Below are 6,603 nucleotides of genomic sequence, written 5' to 3' on the forward strand. Positions count from 1 at the left end.
CAGCGCATGAGCCAGCACAATGCGGGAAAGCGCGGCAAGCCAGTGAGGGGTCGATGAGCGATATCGAACGCGAGAGCATGGAATTCGACGTGGTGATCGTCGGCGCGGGTCCGGCCGGCCTCGCCGCATGCTGGCGGCCATCGGCCTCGACCGGAATTCGGCCTACATCGCCAACGTCATCCCCTGGCGGCCGCCGGGCAACCGGACGCCGACGCCGCACGAAACCGAGATTTGCCGCCCGTTCATCGAAAGGCAGATCGAGCTGGTCAATCCGAAAGTGCTGGTCAATCTCGGCGGCCCCTCGGCCAAGACCCTGCTCAACACCACCGAGGGAATCTTGAGGCTGCGCGGCAACTGGCGCACGCATACGACGGCGTCCGGCACCATCATTCCGGCGATGCCGACATTGCATCCGGCCTATCTCTTGCGGACGCCGGCGCACAAGAAGCTGGCCTGGCGGGATTTTCTCGAGGTGAAGGCGAAGCTGCGGGCGTTGGGGTGAAGCGCGCTCCCTTCTCCCACAGGGGAAGACGGGAAAGCAGCGCCATAACCTCCCAGGTAATTGAATTACTCCCCTCCCCGCCTTAGTCCTTCCCCTATGACCACATCCGAAATCTCTGCCGGCAGCCTCATCCGCGAGTGGCGCGCGCGCCGACGCATGAGCCAGCTCGACCTTGCCATGGAGGCCGATATCTCGCAGCGGCATCTGTCCTTCGTCGAAAGCGGCCGCGCCCAGCCCTCGCGCGAAATGGTGCTGCACCTTGCCGAGCAGCTTTCAATCCCGCTCCGGCAGCGCAACCAACTGCTCTTGGCGGCGGGCTTCGCGCCAAGCTTCAGCGAGAAGCAGCTCTCCGATGCTGCGCTCGCGCCCGCAATGGCGGCAGTGGAGACGGTGCTCCGGGGCCACGAGCCGTTCCCGGCGCTGGCCGTGGACCGCCACTGGAACCTCGTCTCGGCCAATGCGGCAATCGCCCCATTCCTCGCCGATGTTTCCGAGCCGTCGCTGCTTGCGCCGCCGGTCAATGTGTTGCGGCTCAGCCTGCATCCGGGCGGCGTTGCGCCGCGCATCGTCAACCTCGCCGAATGGCGGGCACATCTGCTCGAACGGCTGAAGCACGCCATCGGCGACCCGGTGCTGATCGAGCTGGAACGGGAATTGCGGGCCTATCCGTCCGGGCTGAAGAGCGCACGGCCGGCCCCGGTCGAGCCGAGCGGTATCGTGCATCCGCTCCGGCTGGCGCATGGCGATCAGGTGCTGTCCTTCATCAGCACGATCACCGTCTTCGGCACGCCGCTCGATGTCACGCTGTCGGAATTGGCGATCGAATCCTTTTTCCCGGCGGACGAGCAGACGCGGTCGACGTTGGTGCGGCTGGCGAAGGAGCGGGCCGAGCGGTCTTGATCACCCCTGCGGCGGCGTCGCCCTTCTCGTTCGCGTGCGTTCAAGCCCAAGCTGGCGTTCGCGCCAGATGATGAAGATGCCGGCCGCCACCACGATCAGACCGCCGGCCAGCGTGTTGAGCGATGCCACATCGCCGAACACAAGATAGCCGACGACGACGCCGAGGATCATCGAGGTGTATTCGAAGGGCGCCACGACCGAGGCCTCGGCGTGACGGTAGGCCGAAGTCATCAGGATCTGGCCGAGCCCGCCGCAAAAGCCGGCGACAACCAGAAGGGCGGCCTGCGTCGGCGTCAACGCCTGCCAGCCGAAGGGCACCGAAAACAGCGCCATGACGCTCGCCGTCACCGAGAACCAAAGCACGATCGTCGCCGTCTTCTCGGTCTGGACGAGGTTGCGCACCAGAAGCATGGCCACGGCGGAGATCGCGGCGGCGGCGAAGGCGGCGATGACGCCCAGCAACTCCTGGTCATCGAGCGCCGCGCCCGAGCGCAGCAGCGTCAGCTCCGGCCAGGAGATGATCAGGACGCCGACCAGGCCGACAGCGACCGCGCTCCAGCGGTAGACGCGGATCGCCTCGCCGAGGAAGATCGAGGAGAACACCACCACCAGCAGCGGCTGCGCGTAGTTCAGCGTGATCGCTTCGGGCAGCGGCAGCCTGGTCAGCGCGAAGAAGCCGAGCCCCATGGCGCCGACGCCGACAAGGCCGCGCGCGACGTGGTTGAACGGCCGTTTCGTGGCGAATGCCGTGGCCAGATGCCCCCTGGACGCCAGGAAGGCGATGATCGGGAAGATGGCGAAGAAGGAGCGGAAGAAAACGATCTGCCCGGCGGGCACATCGCCGGCCGCCTTGATGCAGGTCTGCATGCCGACAAAGACCACCACCGAGACGATCTTCAGCGCGATGCCCCGCAGCGTGCTGTGGTGGCCGGCGTGTCCGCCGTCGCCTTCCGGCTCCGCCCCGCCGCTCACCTTGGCGATGCGTCCCGGATCGCCGCCCAGATGCGCGCCGGCGTGGCCGGCATCTCGATATGCCTGATGCCGTGGGCGCGCCAGAGCGCGTCGGTCACCGCATTGAGCGCCGCCGGCGTGGCGCCGATCGTGCCGGCCTCTCCTGCCCCCTTGATGCCCAGCGCATTGGTGGTCGAAGGCACGTTGCGGGTCTCGAAGTGGAAGAACGGGAAATTGTCGGCGCGCGGCATGGCATAATCCATGAAGCTTGCCGTCAGGAGTTGGCCGTCCTCGCTATAGACGGTGTTCTCGGTCAGGGCCTGGCCGATGCCCTGGACGACGCCGCCATGCACCTGGCCGGCAAGCAGGATCGGATTCACGGTGACGCCGAAATCGTCGACGATGGTGTAGCGCAGGATCTCGGTGGCGCCGGTGTCGGGATCGATCTCGACCTCGCAGATATGGGTGCCGTTGGGATAGGTGCACTCGTCCTGGACAAATTCGCCAAAGCCCTTGAGGTCGTCCGGGGTTTTCGCCGCCCTGGCGACGCCGGCGAAATCGATCGCGCGATCGGTGCCGACGATGCGGGCGACGCCACCGGACAGTTCGATATCACTGGCCGAGGCTTCGAGCTCGTCGGCTGCGATGCGCCTGATCTTGTTCGCCAGATCCTCGCCAGCGCGGGAGGCCGAAACACCGCCGAGCGGGATCGAGCGCGAGCCGCCGGTGCCGCCGCCAGCCTTCAGATCGTCGGTGTCGCCCTGGCGGACCTGAATGCGGTCGATCGGCAGGTCGAGCTTGTCCGACAGGAACTGCGCATAGGCGGTGGCATGGCCCTGTCCGTTGGTCTGCGTGCCGATCTTCAGCGTCACCGTGCCATCGCCGTTGAGCTCGACAAAAGCCGGCTCGGAGCCCGGGAAGGCGCAGGCCTCGATATAGGTCGCCATGCCGATGCCGCGGATCTTTCCCGCCGCCTTCGACCGTTCGAGCCGCTGCGGAAACGCCTTCCACTCCGCCCGCTCGATGGCGCGGTCCATGTGGCCGGCGAACTCGCCGGTGTCGTAGAGGCGGCCGGTCTGGGTGCGATATGGGAACTGCTCGGGGCGGATGAAATTGCGGCGGCGGATCTCCTCGACCGGCAAGCCCAGATCATGCGCGCAGGCATCGACCAGCTTCTCCAGCAGCAGCGCCGCTTCCGGGCGGCCGGCGCCGCGATAGGCATCGACCGGACAGGTGTTGGTGTAGAGGCCGGTCACCGAGACGTCGATCGCCCCTATGTCGTAGACGCCTGTCGACATGGTGACTCCGACATAGGGGATGAACGGACCATATTGCGAAACATAAGCGCCGATATTGGCCAGCAGCTCGACCTTCATGCCGAGGAAGCGGCCGCCCTTGTCGAGCGCCATCTCGGCCTTGACGACATTGTCGCGCCCCTGGGCGTCGGTGAGGAAATGCTCGGTGCGATCGCCGGCCCATTTGACCGGCCGTCCGAGCCGTTTGGCGGCCTCCAGCACCAGCGGATACTCGCGATAGACGAAGGCCTTCGGGCCGAAGCCGCCGCCGACGTCCGGCGTGATGATGCGCAGCTCGCTCTTCTTGATCTTGAACAGGTCGGCGATGATGTACTGCATCGAATGCACGCCCTGCGACCCGGTGGTCAGCACGAAGCGGCTCTCGGCCACGTTCCATTCGCCGATCGCCGAACGCGGCTCCATGTAGTTGCAGACCAGCCGGTTGTTGATGAATTCGATGCGGGTGATGTGGGCGGCCCTGGCGAAGGCAGCCGCGGTCTTCTGGTTGTCACCAATATGGTAGTTGAAGGCGCGGTTGGAGCCGAGTTCTGGCCAGACCAGCGGCGTGCCTTCATCCAGCGCCGTGGCGGTGCCGGAAGCGGCATCCTCGCTGTCATAGTCGACCTCGATCAGCTCGGCCGCGTCCTGCGCCAGCGCGCGGCTGTCGGCGACGACGAAAGCCACCGCATCGCCGACATAGTTGACCCTGTCGCCGCACAGGATCGGGATGTCGCGGGTCGGCGCCCTGGTGCCGTCGGGCTGGCGCTGCATGACGCCAGATTTGAGCTTGCCGAGATGGGCGATGTCCTTGCCGGTCAGCACAAGATGCACGCCCGGCGCCGCTGACGCCGCTTCGGTGGATGTGATGGTGAAGCCCGCCTTGGCGACAGGCGAGCGCAGCACATAGCCATGCAGCAGGCCGGCCGGCTTGATGTCATCGGTATAGCGGCCCTCGCCCTTGAGGAAGGCCTGGTCTTCGCGACGCAACACGGAGGCGCCCATGCCGAATTTCGGTGCGACGACGGTCATGGATGCCTCGCGATGACGGTGGGGGGATGGATGCCTGAAATAGGCATAGGCGCAGTTTTGTCGAGTGACCGTTTCGTGTAAAGAGCGCGAACCTCGAATTTTTTGGACCAGCGGGCCCGTTTGCCGCGCCGGGAACAGACAGGAAAACCCTTGGGAATGCGCACCGATACCGGCCATGTCTTCAAGCTCGAAGACTATCGCCCCAGCGACTATCTCATTTTGCAGACCAGCCTCGTTTTCCGCCTTTCCCCCGAGGCCACCCGCGTCATCGCCACGCTCACCATCGAGCGGCGCGAAGGCGTTGCCGCAACGGCGCCGCTGGTGCTCGACGGCGACAGGCTGACGCTGCTCGGCATTGCCATTGACGGCCGTGACCTCCAGCCGGAGGACTACGCGGCGACGCCGGACGAACTCGCCGTCCTGAAGCCGCCGGCCGCCTTCCGCTTCGAGCTGGTGCTGGAAACCGAAATCGCGCCGGCGCGCAACGAAGCGCTGATGGGACTCTATCGCTCCAGCAACGTCTATTGCACGCAATGCGAAGCCGAGGGTTTTCGGCGCATCACCTATTTCCTCGACCGGCCTGACATCCTCTCGGTCTACACGGTGCGCATCGAGGCCCCGCACAACGAAGCGCCGCTGCTGCTCTCCAACGGCAATCCTGTCGACAGCGGCGCGCTCGCCGATGGCTGGCACTATGCGGTCTGGCACGACCCCTTCCCCAAGCCCTCCTATCTGTTCGCGCTGGTGGCCGGCGCGCTCGGCAAGGTCGCCGACAGCTTCACCACGCTGTCCGGCCGCACGGTCGAGCTCGGCATCTATGTCGAGCCGGGCAAGGAGCGGCTCGCCGGCTATGCGATGGATGCGCTGAAGCGCTCGATGAAATGGGACGAGGAAGCCTTCGGCCGCGAATACGACCTCGACGTCTTCAACATCGTCGCCGTCTCCGACTTCAACATGGGCGCGATGGAGAACAAGGGCCTCAACATCTTCAACGACAAGTATGTGCTGGCCGACGAGGAGACCGCGACCGATGCCGACTTCGCCAATATCGAGGCGATCATCGCGCATGAGTATTTCCACAATTGGACTGGCAACAGAATCACTTGCCGCGACTGGTTCCAGCTCTGCCTGAAGGAAGGGCTGACCGTTTACCGCGACCACGAATTCTCCGCCGACCAGCGCTCGCGGGCGGTCAAGCGCATCGCCGAGGTGCGCACGCTGCGCGCCCACCAGTTCCCCGAGGACCAGGGGCCGCTGGCGCATCCGGTCAGGCCGCGCCGCTACCGCGAGATCAACAACTTCTATACGGCGACCGTCTACGAGAAGGGTTCGGAAGTGGTGCGCATGATCCGCACCATCCTCGGCGCCGAAGCGTTCCGCGCCGGCATGGACCTCTATTTCGAGCGCCATGACGGAGAGGCGGCGACCATCGAGGATTTCCTGAAAGTGTTCGAGGACGCCTCGGGGCGCGACCTGTCGCAATTCGCGCTCTGGTACCATCAGGCGGGCACGCCGAACCTGACCGTCAGTTCCTCGCACAACGCACGGGCAAAGGAGTTCACGCTGGAGATCGAACAGTCGGTGCCGCCGACGCCGTCGGAGAGCCGCAAGCGGCTGATGCACATTCCGCTCGGCTTCGGTCTGGTCGGTGCCGGCGGCAAGCCCGTCTCTTACGATGACGTCGAGGGCGCCACCGTCGAGGACGGCGTCATCCACATCCGCAAGCGCCGGCATGTCGTGCGCTTCACCGGCGTCGCCGAGCGCCCGGCGGTGTCGCTCAACCGCGGCTTCTCGGCACCGGTCACGCTGTCGGTCGAGCAGAAGACCGACGACCAGTTCTTCCTTGCCGGCCATGATAGCGACAGTTTCTCGCGCTGGCAGGCCTTCAACACGCTGCTCACCGATGCGCTGATCGCAGCCTTCCGC

At 65.6% G+C, this 6,603-nt stretch carries 4 protein-coding genes and 1 pseudogene; 3 read left to right on the forward strand and 2 right to left on the reverse strand.

The window, feature by feature from the left end:
• Positions 1 to 124: 124 nt before the first annotated feature.
• Both EN738_RS28600 and EN738_RS28605 read left to right on the forward strand, forming a co-directional pair.
• Positions 125 to 502: pseudogene (locus tag EN738_RS28600) on the forward strand (uracil-DNA glycosylase); the annotation flags it as partial.
• Between the two features lie 96 nt (positions 503 to 598).
• Positions 599 to 1,402, forward strand: a complete 804-nt coding sequence (locus tag EN738_RS28605) for a helix-turn-helix transcriptional regulator (RefSeq protein WP_127286585.1) — start codon at positions 599 to 601, stop codon at positions 1,400 to 1,402.
• On the opposite strand, the gene EN738_RS28610 is transcribed toward EN738_RS28605, so the two are convergent.
• Together EN738_RS28610 and EN738_RS28615 are read right to left on the reverse strand one after the other, a co-directional pair.
• Complete coding sequence (locus tag EN738_RS28610; protein WP_127286586.1) at positions 1,403 to 2,374, reverse strand: DMT family transporter; 972 nt, start codon at positions 2,372 to 2,374, stop codon at positions 1,403 to 1,405. It lies immediately after the preceding gene.
• Positions 2,371 to 4,677: a xanthine dehydrogenase family protein molybdopterin-binding subunit gene (locus tag EN738_RS28615; protein ID WP_127286587.1), complete on the reverse strand. Its 2,307-nt coding sequence runs from the start codon at positions 4,675 to 4,677 to the stop codon at positions 2,371 to 2,373. The genes EN738_RS28610 and EN738_RS28615 overlap by 4 nt, the downstream gene beginning before the upstream one ends.
• 156 nt (positions 4,678 to 4,833) lie before the next feature.
• Between EN738_RS28615 and pepN the strand changes: the two genes are divergently transcribed.
• A partial coding sequence (gene pepN, locus EN738_RS28620; RefSeq protein WP_127286588.1) for an aminopeptidase N occupies positions 4,834 to 6,603 on the forward strand: 1,770 nt, incomplete at its 3' end.

It is taken from the genome of Mesorhizobium sp. M4B.F.Ca.ET.017.02.2.1 (genome assembly GCF_003998955.1).
Taxonomy (GTDB): domain Bacteria; phylum Pseudomonadota; class Alphaproteobacteria; order Rhizobiales; family Rhizobiaceae; genus Mesorhizobium; species Mesorhizobium abyssinicae.

Coding starts and splice junctions, on each gene's coding strand:
- EN738_RS28605 (WP_127286585.1), top strand. CDS start 599: ATGACCACATCCGAAATCTCTGCCGGCAGCCTCATCCGCGAGTGGCGC.
- EN738_RS28615 (WP_127286587.1), bottom strand. CDS start 4,677: ATGACCGTCGTCGCACCGAAATTCGGCATGGGCGCCTCCGTGTTGCGT.